The sequence below is a fragment of the Leptotrichia sp. HSP-342 genome (assembly GCF_041199995.1).
GTDB lineage: Bacteria > Fusobacteriota > Fusobacteriia > Fusobacteriales > Leptotrichiaceae > Leptotrichia > Leptotrichia mesophila.
Genome location: NZ_CP165646.1, coordinates 1,099,362 through 1,119,858, shown reverse-complemented (window position 1 = coordinate 1,119,858; position 20,497 = coordinate 1,099,362). Strand labels below are relative to the sequence as shown.

The 20,497-nt window shown below is 28.5% G+C and carries 23 protein-coding genes; 7 read left to right on the top strand and 16 right to left on the bottom strand.

The annotated features are described in order from the left end of the window. Positions 1-127: 127 nt before the first annotated feature. The 5 genes from AB8B23_RS05710 to AB8B23_RS05690 all read right to left on the bottom strand — a co-directional run bounded on the left by AB8B23_RS05710 (position 128) and on the right by AB8B23_RS05690 (position 4,129). Positions 128-2,311: a DKNYY domain-containing protein gene (locus AB8B23_RS05710; protein WP_369713822.1), complete on the bottom strand. Its 2,184-nt coding sequence runs from the start codon at positions 2,309-2,311 to the stop codon at positions 128-130. A gap of 36 nt (positions 2,312-2,347) precedes the next feature. Further along, entirely contained in the window at positions 2,348-2,689 is a 342-nt protein-coding gene (locus AB8B23_RS05705; RefSeq protein ID WP_021744537.1) for a histidine triad nucleotide-binding protein, read from the bottom strand. A gap of 160 nt (positions 2,690-2,849) precedes the next feature. Next, on the bottom strand, positions 2,850-3,278 hold the full coding sequence (rpiB, locus tag AB8B23_RS05700; protein WP_299575395.1) for a ribose 5-phosphate isomerase B: 429 nt from the start codon (positions 3,276-3,278) through the stop codon (positions 2,850-2,852). A gap of 51 nt (positions 3,279-3,329) precedes the next feature. Next, positions 3,330-3,737: an acyl-CoA thioesterase gene (locus tag AB8B23_RS05695; protein ID WP_369713821.1), complete on the bottom strand. Its 408-nt coding sequence runs from the start codon at positions 3,735-3,737 to the stop codon at positions 3,330-3,332. 149 nt (positions 3,738-3,886) lie between these two features. After that, positions 3,887-4,129 (bottom strand): KH domain-containing protein, encoded by a 243-nt coding sequence (locus AB8B23_RS05690; RefSeq protein ID WP_026749234.1) that lies wholly within the window; start codon positions 4,127-4,129, stop codon positions 3,887-3,889. 205 nt (positions 4,130-4,334) lie between these two features. Here AB8B23_RS05690 and AB8B23_RS05685 point away from each other — a divergent pair, with 205 nt between their 5' ends. Both AB8B23_RS05685 and AB8B23_RS05680 read left to right on the top strand, forming a co-directional pair. After that, positions 4,335-5,267 carry a tRNA 2-thiocytidine biosynthesis TtcA family protein gene (locus tag AB8B23_RS05685; protein ID WP_369713820.1) on the top strand — a complete coding sequence of 311 codons (933 nt, stop codon included), beginning with the start codon at positions 4,335-4,337 and terminating at the stop codon, positions 5,265-5,267. 21 nt (positions 5,268-5,288) lie between these two features. Continuing rightward, the gene (locus AB8B23_RS05680; protein WP_021744542.1) at positions 5,289-5,549 is read left to right on the top strand and encodes a DUF4911 domain-containing protein; all 261 of its coding nucleotides are present in this window, start codon (positions 5,289-5,291) and stop codon (positions 5,547-5,549) included. A gap of 121 nt (positions 5,550-5,670) precedes the next feature. Here AB8B23_RS05680 and rsmA read toward each other — a convergent pair whose 3' ends face one another. From rsmA to infC, 5 genes are all read right to left on the bottom strand, one after another. Then, complete coding sequence (gene rsmA, locus AB8B23_RS05675; protein WP_369713819.1) at positions 5,671-6,519, bottom strand: 16S rRNA (adenine(1518)-N(6)/adenine(1519)-N(6))-dimethyltransferase RsmA; 849 nt, start codon at positions 6,517-6,519, stop codon at positions 5,671-5,673. A 229-nt stretch (positions 6,520-6,748) separates the two neighbouring features. Continuing rightward, positions 6,749-7,303, bottom strand: a complete 555-nt coding sequence (hpt, locus tag AB8B23_RS05670) for a hypoxanthine phosphoribosyltransferase (RefSeq protein WP_369713818.1) — start codon at positions 7,301-7,303, stop codon at positions 6,749-6,751. Between the two features lie 727 nt (positions 7,304-8,030). Further along, on the bottom strand, positions 8,031-8,375 hold the full coding sequence (gene rplT / locus AB8B23_RS05665) for a 50S ribosomal protein L20 (RefSeq protein WP_015769536.1): 345 nt from the start codon (positions 8,373-8,375) through the stop codon (positions 8,031-8,033). A 200-nt stretch (positions 8,376-8,575) separates the two neighbouring features. Further along, positions 8,576-8,782 carry a 50S ribosomal protein L35 gene (rpmI, locus tag AB8B23_RS05660; RefSeq protein ID WP_026746377.1) on the bottom strand — a complete coding sequence of 69 codons (207 nt, stop codon included), beginning with the start codon at positions 8,780-8,782 and terminating at the stop codon, positions 8,576-8,578. Between the two features lie 44 nt (positions 8,783-8,826). Continuing rightward, on the bottom strand, positions 8,827-9,360 hold the full coding sequence (gene infC, locus AB8B23_RS05655) for a translation initiation factor IF-3 (RefSeq protein WP_021744546.1): 534 nt from the start codon (positions 9,358-9,360) through the stop codon (positions 8,827-8,829). A 416-nt stretch (positions 9,361-9,776) separates the two neighbouring features. Between infC and AB8B23_RS05650 the strand changes: the two genes are divergently transcribed. The 4 genes from AB8B23_RS05650 (at position 9,777) to AB8B23_RS05635 (ending at position 14,388) form a co-directional block, all read left to right on the top strand. After that, positions 9,777-11,429 (top strand): OPT/YSL family transporter, encoded by a 1,653-nt coding sequence (locus AB8B23_RS05650; RefSeq protein ID WP_369713817.1) that lies wholly within the window; start codon positions 9,777-9,779, stop codon positions 11,427-11,429. A 478-nt stretch (positions 11,430-11,907) separates the two neighbouring features. Further along, positions 11,908-12,696 (top strand): type III pantothenate kinase, encoded by a 789-nt coding sequence (locus tag AB8B23_RS05645; RefSeq protein ID WP_369713816.1) that lies wholly within the window; start codon positions 11,908-11,910, stop codon positions 12,694-12,696. Then, positions 12,693-13,604, top strand: coding sequence for an esterase/lipase family protein (locus AB8B23_RS05640; protein ID WP_369713815.1), 912 nt, complete (start codon positions 12,693-12,695; stop codon positions 13,602-13,604). The genes AB8B23_RS05645 and AB8B23_RS05640 overlap by 4 nt, the downstream gene beginning before the upstream one ends. Continuing rightward, a complete protein-coding gene (locus tag AB8B23_RS05635) occupies positions 13,573-14,388 on the top strand; it encodes a phospholipase D-like domain-containing protein (protein WP_369713814.1) in 816 nt (271 codons plus the stop codon). The genes AB8B23_RS05640 and AB8B23_RS05635 overlap by 32 nt, the downstream gene beginning before the upstream one ends. A gap of 466 nt (positions 14,389-14,854) precedes the next feature. On the opposite strand, the gene AB8B23_RS05630 is transcribed toward AB8B23_RS05635, so the two are convergent. From AB8B23_RS05630 to AB8B23_RS05605, 6 genes are all read right to left on the bottom strand, one after another. Beyond that, complete coding sequence (locus AB8B23_RS05630; RefSeq protein ID WP_018499574.1) at positions 14,855-15,130, bottom strand: type II toxin-antitoxin system RelB/DinJ family antitoxin; 276 nt, start codon at positions 15,128-15,130, stop codon at positions 14,855-14,857. A gap of 613 nt (positions 15,131-15,743) precedes the next feature. Continuing rightward, the gene (locus tag AB8B23_RS05625; RefSeq protein ID WP_369713813.1) at positions 15,744-15,902 is read right to left on the bottom strand and encodes a hypothetical protein; all 159 of its coding nucleotides are present in this window, start codon (positions 15,900-15,902) and stop codon (positions 15,744-15,746) included. Positions 15,903-16,061: 159 nt separating this feature from the next. After that, complete coding sequence (gene pepF / locus AB8B23_RS05620) at positions 16,062-17,861, bottom strand: oligoendopeptidase F (protein WP_369713812.1); 1,800 nt, start codon at positions 17,859-17,861, stop codon at positions 16,062-16,064. Between the two features lie 119 nt (positions 17,862-17,980). Beyond that, positions 17,981-18,163, bottom strand: coding sequence for a hypothetical protein (locus tag AB8B23_RS05615; RefSeq protein WP_021744554.1), 183 nt, complete (start codon positions 18,161-18,163; stop codon positions 17,981-17,983). A gap of 67 nt (positions 18,164-18,230) precedes the next feature. Continuing rightward, positions 18,231-19,136, bottom strand: coding sequence for an RNA-binding protein (locus AB8B23_RS05610; protein ID WP_369713811.1), 906 nt, complete (start codon positions 19,134-19,136; stop codon positions 18,231-18,233). Positions 19,137-19,148: 12 nt separating this feature from the next. After that, positions 19,149-19,556, bottom strand: coding sequence for a YkvA family protein (locus tag AB8B23_RS05605; RefSeq protein WP_369713810.1), 408 nt, complete (start codon positions 19,554-19,556; stop codon positions 19,149-19,151). A 228-nt stretch (positions 19,557-19,784) separates the two neighbouring features. Here AB8B23_RS05605 and AB8B23_RS05600 point away from each other — a divergent pair, with 228 nt between their 5' ends. Then, entirely contained in the window at positions 19,785-20,282 is a 498-nt protein-coding gene (locus AB8B23_RS05600) for a hypothetical protein (protein WP_369713809.1), read from the top strand. Positions 20,283-20,497: the final 215 nt, after the last annotated feature.

Below are 20,497 nucleotides of genomic sequence, written 5' to 3'. Positions count from 1 at the left end.
AAAAACATTTAAAACCTTTCAAAATTAAATCAGATAATTAAAAAGAATTTTAGCAGGACAATTATGATTTCTAAATTCTATTTTAAAGCAATCTTACCAAAATATAACTCAAAATAATTTTTACTTGTCACTCACATTCATTTTCATAAGTCCTATTTTTATCCTTAACTACAACTCCCTCATCTTCCCGCATGACAGTAAAACTTGGCACATCCACCCCTTTAAATTCCTTATATCCACAATAAACTCTATTCTTATCTTTGGAATACCCATATCCAAACGCTTTAAATGTTGGCATATCAACTCCTTCAAGTTTAATAAAGGCATTTTGAATGTCCTTCGATTCCGAATTTAACAATTTACCGTAATCAAGATAATAAATTCCATTTTTATCTTTAAAATAATTACTCGTATCCTTATTCGCTATATCAAATGAAGCACTGTCAAAATTTAAAGGTATTATTTCATAATCTCCTGTCCCAGTTTCATCTTTCCAAAAATATACACTATTTTTATTTTTAAAAATATCTGGACCAACAAATTTTAATCCTTCTGAACTGATATTTCTAATTTGTTTCCCAAGATAATAGACATTTTTATTATCCTTTGCAAAAAAATTATCCATTTCAATAAAGCTTTTGCTACTACTACCTTCGACTTTTCTTAGTTCATTTTTATTCATATCATAATAAAAAACGCTGTCATTATCCCTATAATAACTTCCCGTGTCTTCTTTAACAATCTCAAAACTCGGAGCATCTACTTTTACATTCGTTACAGTAACCAATTTTGTATTTTTCAATTTATACGTTTCAGGATCAAATTCATAAATAAATTTATATAAATTTTTACTGTCTGTCAATAGTGCAAATGTTACAGGCTCCCCAGAATTAACAGCTAAATCAACAATTTTAAATCCTTTTGGACTTATCCCATCTATCTTTTTTCCATAAAAATAAACACTGTTCTTATCATACGAAAAGCCATGTTCTCCAATAGTAAAACTGCCTTTGTCTACATCTTTCATTTTCACAACATCAGAATACGTAAAATAAATATTATTTTTATCTCGTGAATATGCACCAATTTCCATTATTTCAAAAGAGTCTATGTCCGCATCTTTTATTACTTTACTACGAATTTTTTGTCCATTTCCTATAATTACGTATATATTTTTGTTGTTTTTTCCATAAATTATATTTGGATCACTGTAATAATCATTTTTTATTATTTTAAAATTTTCTGGATTTTCTATATCAAGACTATTTCCATTAGCATAAATTCTATTTCCATTTTTTATAATATCAAGCACTCCAGCACTCATATTTTCTAAATTATCTCTAATTTCATCAATTTTTACTTCTTGATAGTACAAGTTATTTTTATCTTTTGAATAAAAAGTTGATTTTTCTAATTTTTCAAATGTTTTTGAATCTGCTCCTTTTATTTCCATTCCAGAAATATAAACTTTATCTTTATCTTTTGAATACGTTGCAAAATCTTTTTCTGAAATTATTTCAAAAGTTCTAGGATCTGCTTTTTTAATTATTTCACCAAATAAATAAACATTTTTATTATCTTTTGCGTAAATATGCATTTCTCCTAAAACTTCAAAACTGTTCAAATCAGCATTTTTAATTTTCCCATATTTTGTAAATACACTTTTATCATCTTTCAAGTAAATTTCACTTAAAATTTTTACTGTTTTTGGATTCACTTCCCTTATTGGTCTTGAACCATAATACACCTTGTTTTTATCTTTCGCATAAGTATCTTGCATTATTATCTGAAAAGTATCCATATCCACATCAGACAAAGTTACTCCACCATAATAAATATTATATTTATCTCTTGAATATTCATCATCCAATACTTCAAAAGTATCTACATCTTCAATTCCATTAAGTTCATCTAATCCTTTTAAATCATATATTTTCCCATTATTTCTAAAATATACTATTTTATCCTTATTTTCATAAAGTTTAAAATCTTTTGGATTTATTTTTACTTTCTGATTATACCAATAAAAGTTATCTTTATCTCTTCCAATATTTTCTCCAACTGCCTGAAATGTTTTAAAATCTGCATTTTCTAGTTTTTCGTCTCCATAAAAAACATTTTTATTATCTTTCCCATAAATCTTATTCAATTCTAGAAATGTTTTAAAATCCGCATCATTTACCTTTTTCTCATCTGCCTGCCATATTTCATCCTTATAGTAAACAGCATTATCTTTTTTTATATATTCAGCCATTCCCAGATTTGCCACAAGAAAGACAAAAATTACAATTTTAGAAAGTCTGCTTTTCATTCACTTCCTCCATAATTTTAGAAAATTTTACTGTTTCTATTTCAATGTAACTGGTAATTTTTCTCCACCTAAAATATGGTAATGAATATGATAAACTTCCTGTCCACCATTATCCCCAATGTTAGTTATAACTCTATACCCATCTTTATCCAATTCCAGAATTCTAGCCACTTTTGCCACAGTCAACTGCAATTTACCAAGCAGCAAAGCATCTTCCTCAGTCGCTGCATCCAAATTTTTAATTTCCTTTTTTGGAATTACAAGCACATGAACTTTTGCCGCTGGATTTATATCATGAAAAGCCAAGAACTCTTCATCTTCATATACAATATTTGCTGGTATTTCCTTATCTATTATCTTTTTAAAAATTGTTGACATAAAAATCACTTCCTTATTTTATTTTTTTAAATTTTGAAAAGGGGTCAAGACCCCTTATTTTATAATAATATTTTTTTGTTAAACCTTAGTAATTTCCGAAAAAGTCTAACAAATATTTAACGATAAAATTTAATTAGAATCTTTTAATATATTTTCTAAATTATAATTCTATTTTCCCAACTCTTTTAGCATGTCTGCCACCTTCAAACTCTGTATTTACAAACGCTTCAACACATGCCAGTCCTAAATCTTCTCCTAAAACTCTAGCTCCTAACGCTATTATATTTGCATTATTATGAAGCCTTGAAAGTTTTGCTGTATATTCATTGTGACAAAGAGCCGCACGAATTCCTTTTATTTTATTTGCAGCAATAGAAATTCCAATTCCAGTCCCACAAATCAAAATTCCAAAGTTAACTTCCTCATCCAAAACTTTTTTACTAACTTCCTTAGCAATATCAGGATAATCAACTGAATCCAACGTATCAGTTCCCACATTCACAACTTCATACCCCTTGCTTCTAAGTTCTTTCATAATTTTATTCTTAAATTCTACTCCTGCATGATCATTTCCAATCGCTATTTTCATTTGTAAAGCCTCTTTTCTTCTTAATAATAAGTTATTTAATAATCTTAAATTTTATTTAATAAGTTCTTCCAGTAACTCATTTGAAATTCTTTTCAATTTCCCATTTTCATCCACAAAAACATTTACTGTTTCAGCCTTTGCCTTTAAAACTCCGTCTGAATTGTACATTTCATAAGAAAATCTGATTTTAATATTGTTTATTTCTTCAATTTTCACAGAAACTTCAATTTCTTCATCGTATTTTGCAGAATTAATATATTCAATATTTAGGGTCTTTACTGGTAAAATAAATCCCATATCTTCCATATTCTTATATGGAAAAACATCCCTAAAATACTCAGTTCGTGCCATTTCCATCCATTTCAGATAATTTGAATGGTATACAACTCCCATTTTATCAGTATCGTAATAATAAACTCGAAGTTTAAAGCTCTTCTTTTTCAAATCAGAAGTTTTCATAAATCCGCTCCTTGATTAATATAAAAATTTTAGTTATTTATAAAGTTCTGTTAATACAGTATTTTTTGACTTTTTTTATATTTTATATAATTATTTCTAACTATTTGCTACCATATAAATACTGACATCATTTTAACAAATTTTTAAACTTACATTTCCTTAACTTCGATTTTTACACTTTTTCTATCTTTTTTTGCAACTGAAGACATTAGAACTCTAAGTGCTGTGATAATTCTTCCATTTTTTCCAATAACTTTTCCCATGTCATCTTTTGTAACGTTAATCGTAATATCTACAAACTTACCTTTTTCGTTACTTTCAATAGTATAGCTTTCAGTCGAATCCAATAAATTTTCAACCCAAAAATCCACAGTTTCAAAATATTTGCTCATTTTATTTCTTTCCTCCACTTTTTTTATTTAAAATTTTATTTTCTTAAAGTTATTATATCATAATTTCAATATTCTTATCAAATTTTGTTTTCAAATTTTTTATCAAAAAATATAGCAATCCTAGTTTAAAATTAAACTACTTGACAATCTTCTAAAAACTTGATACAGTCTATAAAGACACAAATTTTAAAAGGAGTTGTAAATAATGAATTTAGAAAATGTCGAAAGCAGTTTCGATAATAAAAATACAATAAATAATGAAATAGACGCTGACAAAATTGCCTCTACTTCTCTTGGAAGTGCAGTCTGTGAAACAATTTTACCCTCTGTTCCACTTCAGCCTCTGGAAACTATTGAAAAAAGTATTCAGAAGAAATACCGTTCAGCACTTTGGACCCCTTTTGTCAGGGCTTTAAAGGAATTTGAAATGGTAAAAGATGGCGACAGGATTGCAGTTGCTATTTCTGGAGGTAAAGACAGCCTTTTGCTTTCAAAACTGTTTCAGGAACTGAAAAGAGCCAGTAGAACTAACTTTGAGCTGATATTTATTTCAATGAATCCTGGATTTAATCCTGCCAACCTGAATAATTTAAAAAAAAATCTAGAACATTTAAATATTCCGTGTGAAATTTATAATGATAATATTTTTGAGGTCGCAGAAAAAATTGCAAAAGACTATCCTTGCTATATGTGTGCCAAAATGCGTCGTGGAAGTCTTTACACAAAAGCAACTTCACTTGGATGTAATAAACTAGCACTTGGACATCATTTTGACGATGTTATCGAAACTACTCTGATGAGTATGTTTTATATGGGAAAATTTGAAACAATGCTACCAAAACTAAAGTCCGATAATTTTGAGATAGAATTAATCCGTCCATTATTCTATGTTGAAGAAAAAGCAATTATAAAATGGGTACGAAATAACGGTATCTTGCCAATGAACTGCGGCTGTACCGTAGCTGCCGAAAAGACTTCCAGTAAACGCCGTGAAACAAAAGATTTAATTGCACAGCTTGTAAAAACTAATCCAGACATTAAAAAACGTATAATTCAATCAACACAAAATGTAAATTTGGAAAAAATATTAGGCTGGAAAGATTCTGATGGAAAATACTCATATTTAGATAAATTCTAAAAAGAAAGGTAAAAGCAAGAAATGGAAAATACAGAAATGCAAATAAAAAGCTGGGAATACATTATTCAAACGAAAAAAGAACATATTGATTTTATCAACAAAATCATAGAAGCATACGATGGATTAGGAAATGTAAGAACTCTTGACAATCAGAATGGTTTAATAAAAATTCTTACAAATTCTTATCTTTTAGATGATATGGATAACGCAATCGAAACATTAAAGCAAAAAAATATCGAAATAGAAATTCTAGAAAAAAGAGAATGGCTTGGAGTACTATAATTCCAAGCCTATTTATAGTAAAACTAGTTCAAAACAGAACTCAAAAATTATGACTATTTTACTAAAACCTTAAATCTATATAATTTTTAGTAGTTTAATTTTAAATAGGTTTGAGTATAATTTATTTTTCTAAAATCTCAATAAAATCAATAAACTCCTGAACAGAAAACTCTTCAGTCCGTGCAAGCCTTGTCTTTCCAACTTTCTCTAGTGCTGATCCAACTACATCCTTTGAAAATCCTAATTTCGTTAAATTGTTAGCAATACTCTTTCGTTTATTGGAAAATGCTTCTTTTAAATATTTAAAATATTTTTCTTCTGAAATCTGGCTTTCATATCTTTTATCTTTCAAAATTTTTATTCCTAAAAATGCTGAATCAACTTTTGGAATAGGATCAAATTTTTCTTTAGACACAGTAAACAGATATTCTGCTTCAGCATAAAATTGAACTGCATGTGTAAGCAGACTCATATTTTTACTATGAGGCTGGGAAGCAATCCGCTCTGCCACTTCCTTTTGCACCATCAAATAAATTTCATCAATATTCTCACGGTATTCCAAAAGTTTGTTAATAATCGGCGAAGTTATATAATACGGAATATTTGCCACAACTTTAACATTTTTCTTATCTTCAAAAAATTTTTTCAAATCTGCTTCCATAAAATCCTGATGGATTAATTTAAAATTTTGCTTATTTTCAAATTTTTTATTCAAAAACGGTATCAAGTCATTATCTATCTCAAAAGCAGTCAAAAATTTAGAATTTTCAATCAATTTTTCTGTCAAAAATCCCAACCCTGGCCCTATTTCCAGAACTTCTGTTTCCTCATTTATATTTGCTATGTCTAAAATTTCATCTGATAAATTGCTGTCATTTAAAAAATTCTGTCCATATTTCTTTTTAGCTTTATGATTTTCATTCTCAAAGTTTTTGTTCTTTTTATGATGTTTTTCTTTATTTCTTTTCAATATTTCTCCTCATTTAATAAATATACTTATTCGTAAAAGTCTAAATTCTCTAATAGTTAAAATGGTCTTACAATTCTAATTTTTACTATTTTTCTTAAGCATTTTTAAAATAAAATTTTAATATTTTAGATAAAAATATTATATTTATTGGATTTTTTATACTATTACTTTTATAATTGTTTATCATAAATTTCAAAATTAAATCCTAATAAAAAAATTAATTTTAAATCTATTCAAATACCGATGGTTCAGCAATCCCTACATATTCAAGATTTCTATAATTTTCATTAAAGTCAAGTCCATATCCTACAACAAATTCATTTGGAATTTCAAAACCAACATATTGCACATCAACTTCCACTTCTCTTCTTTCAGGCTTGTCCAAAAGCGTACATAGTGAGACTTTCTTAGGGTTTCTACTTCCTAAAAGCTGTAATACTTTTTTTAACGTAAATCCTGAATCAATAATATCTTCCACAACTAACACATTTTTTCCGCTAATTGTACTTCTCAAATCCTTCAAAATCTTAACTTCCCTAGAACTTTGAATTCCTTCTCCATAACTAGAAGCCTCAATAAAATCAATTTCAAGTGGCAATCTTATTTCTCTAATCAAATCAGCCATAAACACAATCGATCCTTTTAAAAGCCCAACAACTATAAGCGGTTCATTTTCGTTTTTAAAATCTTCTGTAATTTGTTCTCCTAATTCTTTTAATCTTTTCTGAATTTCTTCTTTAGTAATAAGCTGCTCTTTTATTCCAAATTCAACATCTTTTGTCATAATTATCCTCCATCATTAATTTTTCTACCACGTATTTGTCTAAAAAAATACACAAATGTTAAATAACTTTCCTTAAACTCTATTTTACCCCAATTTTCAATATTTTCAAGCATAATTTAAATTTATTTAAATACTATCTCAAGAATTAAAAATATATATTTTCCAAAAAATTCAAAATTTTTTTAAAAATATTTAATTTATGATATTGACTTTTTTAACTTTCATGCTATAATAATAATGTCAAAGGAAAGTTAATTAATAATTAACAATCATTTGGCTATATAGGGAAATTTGTTTTTTTGAATAAAAGACCATTTTATGAGATAGCCCAAAAAAACATTATTTATTTAATTTCCCTATATAAAAAGGGCTATCTCATAATCCACAATTTATCTATTTTACAAGGTTTATAAGTATAGCCTTTTCTAATCAAATCTAATTAATTTTTAATTACAATTATTAGATATCTTAAATTTTAATATTATAATTTTTATTAAAACATTTATAATTAAAAGATTTTTTATATAATTATTCTTTGAAATATTTTTCAAGAAAAATTTCATTAAAATAAAAGAAACTGTGTTTCTTTGTATCATAAATATCAATTATTTGAATTATTTTAACTTTTATTGTAAAAAATACGATATATAATCTTCTAATTTTAAAAATACTCAAATAGCTTATTTTATTAAAAATTACCATTTGAGTATTGATTTGTTATTTATTTCTATTTAACTTTTTCTACTAATTTTGCAAATTCAGCAGGGTTATTTAATGCTAAGTCTGCTAAAACTTTTCTGTCAAGCTCAATTCCAGCTTTTTTAAGTCCGTTCATTAATCTTGAATAAGAAATTCCATTTAATCTTGCAGCAGCGTTAATTCTGATAATCCATAATTCACGCATTTTTCTTTTTTTCAATTTTCTATGTTCAGTTGCGTAAGCCATAGCTTTTTTAACTGCTTCATTAGCCTTTTTATAATTTGTTTTTATGGCTCCTCTATAACCTTTTGCTTCTTTTAAAACTTTTTTATGTCTTTTTCTTCTAACTATTCCTGTTTTTACTCTTGGCATCTTCTTTCCTCCTTGATATTTTAGCCGTTTTTTGTTCTTTATATTTTCAGAACTAACTTTTGTTAATTTTTAATTTTAATTTTTTAATAAAAAGCTGTTAACTTTTGTTTTAAACTGCTTTTTTTAACTTCACTTTTAAATAAAAGTAATAAATTTGTTAAATTGCTTTTTTAAAAATAATTTTAAGGTAATTACTTAAACTATCTTCCTTCTTGTCCAGCCAATGCTTTTTTGATTTTTCTTTCAGCACCTTTTGGAGCGATTGCGTCTTGTCCTAGACGTTTTTTTCTTTTATGAGTCTTTTTAGTCAAGATATGGCTCTTTCCTGAGTGTCTTATAGAAATTTTTCCACTTCCTGTAACTTTAACTCTCTTTTTTGTTCCTTTATGTGTTTTCATTTTTGGCATTTTCTTTCCTCCTAAATCACTTTTCACTTTTTTAAATTTTGCCTTTATTTTTTAGGCGATAATAAAATAAATTTTTGAACCTGTTCTTTTCCGTATTTTTTCTCAACTGTTGCAGTTTCTTCAAAATGGCTTGCAAACTCGTCTAATACTTTAATAGCAGATTCTGCATGTAATCTTTCTCTACCTGTAAGTCTTAGGCTGACTTTTACCTTATGCTCCTTAGCTATAAATTTTTCAATTTGAGAAATTTTTGTTTCTTTATCATGCTCGTCAATATGAGGTTTAATTCTAATCTCTTTAATAACGACATTTTTTTGTTTTTTCTTATTTTCCTTGTCTTTCTTCGTTTTCTCATACTTGAATTTTCCATAGTCCATAATTTTGCATACAGGCGGTGTTGCATTTGGTGAAATTTCAACTAAGTCCAATTCCTTTTCTGCTGCAAGCGCCAACGCATCTCTAGCCGACATTACTCCAAACTGTTCTCCATCATCACCAACAACTCTAATTTCTCTTGCCCTAATTCGCTCATTCATTCTTGGCTCATCAGATCGGTTATTTCCTCTTATAAAAAACACCTCCTAGTTTTTTTACAATAAAAAAACAAGATATAAGAAACCTTGCTCAATAGTTATCATATAAACAAATTCTACAACAAAATTAGTATAATAAAAATACTTGTTTTATTATAAAATATCAAATAACTAATACCCAACTCATCCTGAAAATAGAACTCATTATTCTATTTCTATTTAAAAAATCAATCCAAAATCTAAATATATTGATGGAAAGGTGAGAAACAATGTTTCTACTTCTAATTTAATTACTAAAACAGTTTATCATATTTTATTTTATTTTGCAAGAAAAATTTATAAGAATTTTTTGATACGGAAGTACACCACTAAAATATCACTGCTCTAACTTTATAAAATTTAATTGACAAACAACCTAAAAATGAAGTAAAATTTTAACAAATACTAAAGGAGGAAACTTAATGACAAAAACAAAGAAAACAAGAACTAGAACTAAAAATAATGAAATAAATATAACATTTTCAGCAATTTTTACAGGAATTATCGGAGCAATCCTAGTATCCGCCAGTTCCTTTTACATCGTCCTGAAATTTGGAGCATTACCATGGCCTACGATAATGGTCACACTTTTATCTATGATGACTCTAAACTTCTTTAAAAAGGCTAATAATAAAGAGATTACAATTACGCATACAATTATGAGCGCTGGATCAATGGTGGCTGGCGGAGTTGCTTTCACAATGCCTGCCTATCTTATTTTAGGCGGAAAGCTTACGGATATTAATCAGCAGCTGTTATTTTTGACTATTTTGATTGGAAGTATTGCTGGAGCATTTTTATCATATATTTTTCGTACAAAGCTGATTGAAGAGGAAAAATTAGAATTTCCGATTGGAGAAGCAGCATATAACCTTGTAAATTCTGGAAAAAATACGGGAAATATTCGTTATGTCGGTTTTGGAACATTATTTAGCTCCATTGTCGCTCTCTTGCGTGATTTTAATTTTTCAAAAGGAAAAGCTCCTATTATTCCAGCATTAGTCTCACTAAAAAATCTGCCTTTCAGCTTTTATGTGTCGCCTCTTTTAGTCGGAATCGGGTATGTGCTTGGATTTTTAAATACATTTGTCTGGTTTTTAGGTGGCGCTGCTGTAATTTTTGTTGGGGAACCGCTTGCAAAAATGTTTAAAATTGCTGATTTTCCTATTATGAAAAATAGTTTTGGAATGGGATTTATGATTGGAATTGGAATTGCTGTAATTTTAAAAATTATTTTTTCAAATAAATCAAAGAATAATTCAGAAAATAGAAGTATTGTTACAAAATTATTTATTTTATCAGCCGTTTCAATAACTATAATAATTTTTATTTATAAACTTCCTATATTTCTTGCATTAGTTTTAGTACTAATCTCGATTTTATGCACGATAATCGCAGGTTATTCGACTGGAAAGACTGGAGTTAATCCAATGGAAATTTACGCTATAATCACAATTCTGGTAATTTCATTTTTAAATAAAATGTTAAACGGATTAAACATTGGCGGAATAAAATTTTCTACAAACTTAAACACTCTGACACTATTTTTACTGGCTTGCATTATAGCCGTCGCATGTGGACTTTCTGGCGATATTCTAAATGACTTTAAATCAGGCTACAAAACGAAAGTAAATCCATCAGAACAGCTTTTTGGTGAATTAATCGGCTCAATTGCAAGTTCTTTTGTAATAACATTCTTATTTTTTGTATTTTTCAGAGTCTATAAAACTATCGGTCCAGTAGAAAATACCGATTTGATAGCATTACAAGCCTCCATTGTTGCAACAGTAATAAACGGAATTCCGTTTTTGAATATTTTCTTTATTGGACTTATAGCGGGACTGCTTTTAAGCCTGTTAAATTTACCAGTTTTAACTTTTGGAATTGGAATCTATGTACCGTTTTATTTAACTTCAACTGTATTTTTAGGCGGACTTGCAAGTTTTTTTGGAAACAGAATTTCACAAAAATCTCACTCAAACCTGCTTTTAATTTCTAATGGATTAATGAGCGGAGAAGCGATTATAGGCGTTATTTTATCAATTGTTGCTTATATTAAGCTGTTTGTAAAATAAAAAAATATCTTTATATATTTAAAGTTAGACAAGATTTTGAGTTTAATCTTTTAATAAACTCATACTAAACTCCGTTTAAAAATGAGAATAAATTTTTATAATAGGATTTTTTAATAGTTCATTCATAATCATTCAATTTTTTTCTATTTTATTTTCGTAGGATTGCTCATTGCCGCAAAACCTTACCTTGCAATAAAGGTTTATCCTAATAATTAAAATTATGGCAAGATTGCTACGCAATAACCTATGGCTAGTCTACGACATTTTCCTGCACTGACAAAAAACTCGCTATGCTCAAACAGTTTTGTCAGCACAGAAAAATGCTCCGACGGATTAATTTATACTAAATCCTGTTTAAAAAATAAAAATTACATCTTAAATTATTTGAAAATATTGGGTTTATATCATTTATTAGATAAGTTTATAATAAATCCGCTATTTAAAAGGGGATTAGTATCACTAACAGAAAGGAAAAATAATGATTTTAGGATTTGATATTGGAAATACACATATTATACCAATTTTTTATAATGAAAATGGCGATATTCTAGCAACTTTCAGAATACCGACACATCTGGAATTTACCGAAGATACTCTTTTTGTAATGTTAAAGGAATTTGCAAAAAACAGCAATTTAGAAATCTCAGATATTAAAAATATTGTTATTTCATCAGTTGTTCCAAATATTAACGAAAATTTTACAAGACTTGGAAAAAAATATTTTAACATCAATCCAATGTTTGTAACACTTGACAAGGTAGAAAATGAAATAAAAATTTTGCCAAATATGGAACGTGGTCTTGGTGCAGACAGGATTGTAGACATTTTGGCCGCAAAAAAACTGTATCCAGAAAAGGAACTTTTAATAATTGATTTTGGTACAGCCACAACTTTTGACATGATAAAAGATTCCACTTATATGGGTGGCTGCATTCTTCCTGGAATCACACTTTCAATAAATGCCTTGTTTAGCAATACCGCTGCCTTGCCAAAAATCGAATTTACCGAGCCTGAAACAGTTTTGGGAATAAATACAATTTCACAAATAAATGCCGGTATCTTTTACGGAAATGTTGGTGCAATAAAAGAATTGATTTTACAATACAAAAATTCCTTTCCAAACGCTTACGTTATCGCAACTGGAGGACAGGGACAAAAAATTTCAGAATATATCGAAGAAATTGATGAATATGTAGCAAAACTTGGAGAAATGGGAATTTTTGAATTTTACAACTTCAATAAAAATAAATATAAGGAAATAATATGAATAAAATAGCAAACAATATATTAATTGGATCAATAATTACAATAGGTGGAGCAGTTGCAACTCAGAATATTGTCGCTGGACTTCTTTACCATAAGTATAAAATCAAGACGTATTATGAAAAAGATGATAAATCTCGAAAAAATCAGGATTTTACGGTACTTCTTCACGGTATTTACGGGAAAAGTTCGGATATGGAAAGTATCGCACAAAAATTTAAGAATGATTACAGAATTATCAATATTCAGTATCCTACTACCAAGGACACTGCTGAAGAGATTGTTGAACGTTATATAAAGCCAAATATTGAAGATATTAACGGGCAGATTTATGCAGACAATCTGCATAGAAAAATAGAAAATCAGTATTATGAAATTGATGAAAATGGTAAACGAAAAGATAAAAAAAATGATGAAAATACACAAAAAAATATAAAGATTAATTTTGTAGCACACTCGATGGGAACTGGGATTTTGCGATATTATTTAAAGGAAAATCCTCTTGAAAATTTAGGAAAAGTTGTATTTATTTCACCACCATCCCACGGAAGCCATCTAGCAGATGTTCCATTTGTAGACAAACTCCCAGTTATGCTTGGAAAAGTCGTTCCACAATTTAGCACAAAAAAGGATAGTTTTGTAAATCAGCTTGGCGAGCCTAATTACGATTATATGATTCTGATTGGAAACAAGACAAATAATCCGCTGTATTCAATGATAATTCGTGGCAAGGACGATGGAATGGTACCTTTGGAAACTGCAAAAATGGAATCTGATAATTTTAAAATTATTAATAATACTACTCACACGAGTATTTTGAAAGATAACCGAACAATGAAGGAGATTTCTGACTTTTTAAAAAGTCCTGATATAAAAGAAAATGATAAAAAAAAAGACAACAAAACGAACTAACTACACAACGAAAAAAACTACAAGAACAAGAAATATTCCAAAAGCTGAGCAACCTTTCCTAGAAGGGATTTCCTGTGATATCTATGTTGGAAAAAAGGCTGGAATTAGTGTACGAAATGCAATCCAAAAAGCCAAGAAATCAATCACAGTAATCTCTCCCTTTTTAAGTGGGGATATGATAACTGAAGATATTTTTAGTTCATTAAATAAAGACGTGCAGGTAAATATTGTTTCAAAAGATAATGAAAAAATTTATCCTTTTTTACGAAAAAACTTATTTAAATATCATTCAATACTAGGTTTTGGAAAGTTTATTCTTCTCTTGGGAAAAATTATACTAACAATACTCTATTTAATTTTGTCAATTGCAGCACTAGAAATTTTTACACTATTTCTCTTTGATATTTCCTTTACAAAGTCTGTATTTCCAATTACAAAAAACAATCTTTTAGTTTTAACAATTTTTCTAGGAATTTTTACATTTTTTCTAAGAACAGCAATAAAAAACAACGAATTTTACTATTCGTTGCGTGATAATTTTAATATTCATATTTTAAGCAAGAACTACAATCTTCACAGCAAAATCTACATAATTGATAATAAAATTGCATTTTTAGGTTCCTTAAACTTTACCGACACAGGATTTATGCTAAATCACGAAACTTGCATAAAAACAACCGACAAAACTGCAATTAAGCACCTAAATAATGTTTATAAAGATTTACTGAAAGTAAACCCAATATCACTTAAAGAATTAAAATATAAAATTAACAAAAAAAATTAGAGTAGCCTAGTTTTTACTATTTTTTAGATATTTTGATTAATAAATATTTTTTCATTTTTATTTTCGTAGGATTGCTCATTGCCGCAAATCCTACAACCTATGGCTAGTCTACGACATTTTTCTGAACTGACAAAAAACTCGCTACACTCGAACAGTTTTGCCAGTTCAGAAAAATGCTCCGACGGATTATTTATACTAGACTCTGTATAAAAACAGAAATTTAAATTTATTATTTAAATGAAGTTTAACATTACTCTTCTTTTAACTGATTAAACAATTCATTAACATATATTTTCTTAATTTCTCTACTTTTTGAAAAAACTCGTCATACTGTGTATTTGAAAATAAATTAAATTCTAAAATTATTGTGAAAAGTAAAATTATTTTTTTCAAAAAAAATCCACTCCTTCATAATATCAAAAACTCAGAACCATACTAAAACAGTTCTGAGTATAAACCTAATTTTTTATACACCAAGTGCCTCTCTCAACTCCTCTATGCTGTCATATCCCTTTACATTATCATCTCTTGCAATTCTATCAGCTTCTCTCATTGCTTCTAAAGTCACTTCATTTGGCTCTTCTTCCAATTTTAATTCAAAAGGGATTCTATTTTCCCTAATTGCAGTTTTTAAGAACATATTTACTGCTGTTGTCATTGTCAAGCCAAATTTGTTAAATAATTCATTCGCTTTTTCTTTTGTTTCTTTATCAACTCTAATACTTAAATTTGCATTTGCCATAACAAATACCTCCTTTTTTTCTTCATTGTATCAATTTTTAATTACATTGTCAATACGATAAACCAATGTTTTTTAACGTAAGGGCATCAAACGCCATGCCCTCTTTTGCAATAACAGTTATTTTAACATCTTTAACTGACTGCTACTTAGAGATACTGGCAAAACGTTCTACGAACTACCCCACTTTACGCAAAACTTTCTTATTTGAGGTTTTTCAAATTTAAGAACTTAAATATATAATCTTTATAATTTAATGTAAAATGTAGTGATTTTTTTGGAATAAAAACGACTGTCTGAGCGTCAGCGAGTTTCGTTTTCGTAGTAATTCAGGTTTATCCAAATAATAAATGTTTTGACTACTTTCCCAAATAAAATTTGGGAATATTTCAAAAAAATGCTTAGACGAGCTAGGGTTAGTGCGTAGCACTTTCGCCATTCTCTTTAATGTGCTATTATTTAAATATGTTAGAATAACTATTATTGCGAAATGAAGGGAAATGGCGAATGATTTCCCTTGCTTTAAAACATTAATTATTTAACTAAAAGAAAAAGAGCAAGATACATCCTCCCCAAACGAGAATCCTCTGCCCTTCCTATATAAGTTTATCATTTATTAATATGTCCTATTTCCCTCTCTATCCCTACAGTATACATTTCCATACTGCTCATAACATTTCACTCCTCTTTCAGCTCTTCTTTCACGTGCTTCATTCCATTCATCTACGTCAAATAAACTACAACTGAACGTAGTCATAGCAAGTATAACCAACATAATAATTTTTTTCATAGATACACCATCTCCTTTTATATTGTTCTTTTCTATATCAAATTATCATTCCATTTCATGTATTAACTATTTATGTGTTTTTTATATTTTTATTATACAATATTTTGAGATTGGGTGCAAGTTATTTTATATTTTAATATTTTTCTACAACTTCCCAATTTCCACTTCCAATTTATCTAACAGCAAGTCAAACTGTTTTGCTACAGCCTCAATTGTTTCAATTTTCGATAAATCAACTCCTGCTTTTTTCAATTGTTCCATTGGGAAGTCATTTCCTCCTGAGCTTAATAATTGAATGTATTTGTCTAGTGTTTGTTTTTTCTCGTTTTCATCACTTGAATTTATCATTTTTTCATATAAAATCGCTGATGAGGCAAAGCAAGTGGCGTATTGATACACGTAAAATGGTGAGTTGAAAAAGTGTGGAACTCTTGCCCAGAAAATATAGATTAAATCATCTTTTTCGATTATATCGCCGTAATATTTGTCAAACAAGTCTTCCATAATTTTGCTCAAAACTTCCGCTGTGATTGGCTCTCCAGCTTCTGCCAGCTTGTGTGCCTGATATTCATAATCTGCTAGCAATGCCTGAAAATAGAATGTTCCAACAATATTTCCAATTTCCTGCTCCAATAGTGCGATTCTTTCTTTTGGATCATTGGTATTTTCTAGCATATAGTCAAGCAGTAATCTTTCATTAAATGTGGAAGCCACTTCTGCTACGAAAATCGTGTAGTCTGCCATTGAGAAAGGCTGATTTTCGTCTGAATAAAGAGTGTGCAAAGTATGTCCCAGTTCGTGTGCCAATGTGAATACACTGTCTAAAGTCTTGTTGTAATTTAGAAGCATATATGGATGAACTCCGTAAACCCCAGCAGAATACGCTCCCGTTCTTTTACCTTTTGCCTCAAATACATCCAGCCAGCCTTCTGAAATCGCTTTTTTCATTTTTTCTACATAATCTTTCCCAAGTGGAGCAACTGAATTTAACACTATTTCCTTCGCTTCATCATACTCATATTCTTTGTTAAATTCTATTAGGTTAATTGAGCCGTCAAAATTATAGTATTTTTCAAGTCCTAAAATTTTCTTTCTCAATTTTAAATATCTTTGCAATGGTTTTGTATTATTTTTCGCTGTATTGACAAGATTTAAGTAAATTTCTTCTGGAATATTGTCACTTTCCAGATGGCTCAACAAAAATGAATCGTAATTGTAGGCTTTCTTTGAAGCAATTCCTTTTTGTAAAATTGAGTTATAAATCGCTGCAATCGTATTTTTTTTCTTTTCATAAATTGTATAAAACGTCTGAAACATCAGTTTTCTGTCTTCCTGATTTCTATTTGTAGACAAAATTTTAGAATAATTGGCAGGCGTTACATCCACTTTTTCTCCAGAACTAAGCGTAACTTGAGGCCACTCCACATCCGTAACCGTAACTTCCGAATAAATACTTCTCGGCGCTGAAAAGAATGAGCTGTAATACGACAGCAGTTTGCTTTCCTTTTCTTCCAGAATATGCTTTTGCAGTCTAAATAAATTTTTCAGTCCAAATCTATAATCATCAAATTCTTTTTTTTCAATCCATTTTTCAATATTCTCACGATTATCAACCAGTTCCGAATTTACCCAGGACAATTCAGTAGAAATCTCTGCAAACAAAAACTGCACCTTCTGCAAATGCTCCACAGCCTCCTTATCCGATGAGTTCAAATCCCTCGCAAGCTGAGGATACCGATACAATTTATAAGAAATCTTATCCATTTCCTCCTGCTTCTGAAAAAACTCCAATAACTTCCCTTCATTCCCAAATTGCCCTTTAAATCCAGCCAATTCTTTTTTCAGCTCACTAACTTTCTCAAAATCCTTTTCCCAAGCCGAATAATTTTCATAAATATCTGATAAATTCCATTTATATTCCTGTTTTATTTCACTTCTTTCCATCTTTTCATTCCTTTTCTATTTTTTATAATAATACTTTTTCAAATCTAAATTCAAAAATTACATATTTTCTCAATCCCTAAAATTATTTAATTATCTATTTAATCAAAATTTTAAAAAAACTATTTTCCCTTAAATTTTTCATATAAAAATAATATTAATGCAATCGGAATTATCCAACCTGCAACTGATAAAAATACCGAAAATGCCAATTTCAGAAAAGCAATTACTGCCACTATTCCAACCGCTATTACTAGACATCTTATAAGTATTTCAAAATTACTTTTTGGTGTAACATCTTTCATTTTTCTACCTTCTTTCTTTAATTTAAAATATTTAAATTAAAATCGATAAATATATATTTTTTTAATTCTAAATATATTTTTTCACAAGAATTCTCTCTTTTCCCTTTTTTGTTTCTCCTTTATCCAAAAACAACTTATACTTTCCAAATCCTCTTACTGTAATTAAACTACCAATCTCAAGCATTTTTGACTTGTCCTTTTCTTCCACATAATCTACCAGCACTTTTCCTTTTTCAATTGGATCAATTACTTTTGTACGGGATAAATTGGTAATTGTTGAAACTATACTGTCTAGACGTTTTGACGGAACAGTTACTAACTTATCATCATACTTGTATTTTGGAAGGCTGTTTTTATTTTTGGTTTCAATAATTTCAATTTCACAAGGCGCTTTTCCAATTTGTTTTAATTCTGAAATAATATAATCTGCAATCTTTTCAGAAACTGGAATGTATCCCAAAACCTGTCTATTTTCATTTTCAATAATTAAATCCCCCATAAGTTCTCTTTTTATATTAAGTCCCATAAGACTTCCTAAAAAATCCTTATGAAGATATTCACGAAATCTTGAATCTATCGATATTTTTAACAATTTATTCGGAAATTCAAAACTATTTTTGTTAAAATTTTCTTCAAGTTCTTCATAACTTTTTATTTTTTCATCATCAATATCGAAATTTTTACTATTTTTATCAGAATCATTATAAAAATTTTCAAAATTATCATTTCCATTTATAAAAATATCAGGTACAAATGCAATTTGCCGTCTATCACTATCAGTAAAAACACCATCACAGGCAATATTCACTCCGCCCATCTTTTTTCCAAGCTTCTTCCAAAAATTTGGTGTATAAAATTCTTCTGTAAAACTTATAATTTCATAGTTTCGTGCAATTTCATATGAATTATATAATTTACTCGCCAAATATTCCATTTCTTTCGGAAACTGCCTCAAAAAATTTTCTTTTTTCATATTTCTCCATTTCTAATCTTCATTTACAACTCTTAGATTATCCCAATCTACATTCCTATCTTTGTCTTCTCTTTTCTTCTGAATCTCAAATTTTTCATATTCAGAAATTAGATTCCCTAATTTTGAAATAACATAAGCTACAATCCCAATATCATCGCCAAATCCAATAATAGGTAAAATATCAGGTACTGCATCAATTGTTGAAATCACATAAACAATCGCTCCAATGATTTTTACCTTATCCATTGCTGGAATCTTAAATTCCTCTCTTCTATCCGCCTGCAGTATTCTAACAAGAAGTCCAAATTTTGTAGCAACTGCCCCTAGATGATTTTTCAATTTTCCAGCCTTTTTCAAATCTTCCACTGTAACTTTTGTCTTTTTATATTTTTCATACAATTTTTTTGCTCTTTTTAACATAATTTTCCTCTTTCATAAACTTAATCTTCTTAATTATACTAAAAAAATCTTTTTAATTCAATTATATTAACTTAAAATTACCAAAGTAGAATATTTTTTCAAAAAAATTTTAAAACTTCACAAAAAAGACACAAATTTTACATAATTTTGTCAAAATTTATTGATATTATATCCTTGTCGATAAGGAACGATGCAAAAAATATAAAATAAATAAACGGAGGAACTACTATGAAAAAAATAGGTAAGAAAAAAATTTTAGGAATCGCTTTATTAACTTCATTATCAGTATTCGCAGGAACAACTGTTGCGACAAATAATTCTAGCAGAACTACTACTGCCAATAACATGGCCAATGATGAATGCAAACCACCACACAGACTGCAAAAAGACAGTAATGGAAATCTTGTGGATGAAAATGGAAATACTATAAAAAAACCTGATCCAGCTAGAATCGAAGAATTGAGAACCAAATTAAATAATGGGAAAATTACAAAAGATGAAGGGGAAGAAATTGCAAAAATGCTGGAAAAAAAAGGTCCGCACGCTAAACCAAATGATAAATGCAAGCCAAAAGACGCACCAAAAAGATTAACTGACACAGAAATTCAGTCTCTTACAAAATCTTTAAATAGCGGAAAAGTCTCAAAAGACGAGGCAAACAAACTAATAGAAATGTTAAATCACAAACCTAAAGGACCTAAACCTAACGATATTCCTTCAAATTAATTTGGTTAATAAAAATCATATTAATAATAATACTAACTGAATAAACTTTATATCTTATTATTATACATTACTAAACTAGTAAGATTGAGTATTTTTCAATTTTTAAAATATTAATTAAAATTATAATAAAAAATAATAATAGAGCCATCCTTAAAACTCTAAAACTCTAAAAAAACAGTGAAACCTAAAAATTCCACTGTTTTTTCATTATCAAT